Here is a 2009-nt window from a genome sequence, read left to right on the forward strand (position 1 = left end):
GAACCGCTCGACGTCGTCGAGGGAACGCAGCCGTGTGACGAAGGCGTCGACCTCCGGGAAGGTCGCGGCATACGCCGTGTTGAACGACCAGTTGCCGGTGCCTTCAAGGAGGTTGTCCCAGGTCATCCGGGCGGCATGAGCCACCTGCGGATCTGTGTATCCCGCATCGATCCACGCCATGTCGTCGCGAGAGGGAACCGCGCCGAAGTACTCCATGACCATCGTCGTCGCTGCCGGGTTCGACCAGGAGGCACCGCCGCCGTACTCCGGATGAGACTCCCTGTGCACATTCTTCGAGCGCCGCGGCACGTTGAGCTCCTCGCCCGACGCGATGCCGCCGTCACTCGGCGGCACCGAGAAGCGTTCCGGAATGCTTGAGGCCATGGCGCCGAGCATCCACACCCGCGGCATCACCAGGCTGCCCTGCGGGCGGTACATCGTGACGCGCAGCTGGTAGGCGCTCAACAGCAGGCGGTCACCCGGCTCGTCGTCCGCGGGGGTTTCGGCGTCCCGCGGGCCCGGTTCGCTCGACGCGCCGTCGTCCTCACCCCCGACGACGTCCGTATCGCCGATCGCGAAGGTGTCGACCAGTACCCGGCTGTGCTCGTCACCTTGGCCGTCGACGCTGGCGCGCTCGATGCCGTTGTCGTGGGCGTCCCAGTTTCCGAGCACGTACCAAGGCGTCGTCGAACCGTCGTCGTACGTGCCCTGCGCCTCTACCGAGATCCATGAGTCACCCGGCGTTGACGCACCCCACGAGGCGATCAACTCCGTCGCGTCGAACGGAAGCTCTGTGACCGGCGAGGTCCATGTGGCGTACTCCCACGTACCCGGACCCCCCACGACATCGACGTCGTCCGAGGTCCCTACCGGCCGGATCATCATGATCCCGGTGCGCTGACCTGGGAGGACCGCGACGCCGCTCCTGTCCCCGTCCAGCCAGTCGGCGTTGGTCCCCCACCTGGCGAAGTCGACCTCGCCGAGCGCCGCCTCACGGTCAGCGGCACCGGACGTCTCCAGCTCCGCTGCGCTCACCCCGGGAACGGAAGCGCTCGGCCGGCTCTCAGCCGCGCTGCCCTGGACACTGATCAGTGGGATCATCAGCGCCGAAACAATGGCAATGGCCCACCCCGTCACGGGCCGCACGCCCGCCGACGAGCGCCGAGGAAGTCTCATGCTCCACCCGCATAGATGACTGCTGTGCCGCCTGACCTCCGCAGAGTACAACACCACGCCGAGGCCCGGCACAACGACGTGATCATCTTCGCGACGACCGCGAGACGGCCACAGACCGGCCGGCGAATCGCGCCGGTGCATCATCCGCGGCAGACGTGGGATGATGGCATGTGTGCCACGAACCTCCGACACACCCGCGCCGGCAGCCACGCCGCCCGAGCTGATCCGCAACTTCTGCATCATCGCGCATATCGACCACGGGAAATCCACGCTGGCCGACCGGATGCTGCAGATGACCGGCGTCGTCACCGATCGCGCCATGCGTGAGCAGTACCTCGATCGCATGGACATCGAACGAGAGCGCGGCATCACCATCAAGAGCCAGGCCGTCAGGCTTCCCTTCGTCCCCACGACAGGGAAAGGCACCGGGGATCCTCATGTCCTCAATCTCATCGACACCCCAGGGCACGTCGACTTCTCCTACGAGGTCAGCCGCAGTCTCGCCGCCTGTGAGGGAGCGGTCCTGCTGGTCGACGCCGCGCAGGGCATCGAAGCTCAGACGCTGGCGAACCTGTACATGGCCCTGGAGAACGATCTGCAGATCATCCCGGTGCTCAACAAGATCGATCTGCCGGCAGCCCAGCCGGAGAAGTACGCCGCTGAGCTCGCGCACCTGATCGGTTGCGACCCTGGCGACGTCCTCAGAGTCAGCGGGAAGACCGGCGAGGGTGTGCGGGAGCTTCTGGAGCGGATCGTCGCCGAGGTCCCGCCGCCCACCGGAGTCGCCGAAGCCCCGGCGCGGGCCATGATCTTCGACAGTGTCTACGACTCCT

2 protein-coding genes are annotated in these 2009 nt (G+C 67.0%); one reads left to right on the forward strand and one right to left on the reverse strand.

All coding sequences use genetic code 11. The features are described 5' to 3' along the window. The coding region (locus ELR45_RS12830) for a C39 family peptidase (protein WP_205856501.1) at positions 1-1035 on the reverse strand (1035 nt) is incomplete at its 3' end. A gap of 313 nt (positions 1036-1348) precedes the next feature. On the opposite strand from ELR45_RS12830, the gene ELR45_RS40825 reads away from it, so the two are divergent. Then, positions 1349-2009: GTP-binding protein (locus ELR45_RS40825; protein ID WP_240759589.1), on the forward strand; the 661-nt coding region annotated here is incomplete at its 3' end.

This window comes from Phytoactinopolyspora endophytica (assembly GCF_004138495.1).
Classification (GTDB): domain Bacteria; phylum Actinomycetota; class Actinomycetes; order Jiangellales; family Jiangellaceae; genus Phytoactinopolyspora; species Phytoactinopolyspora endophytica.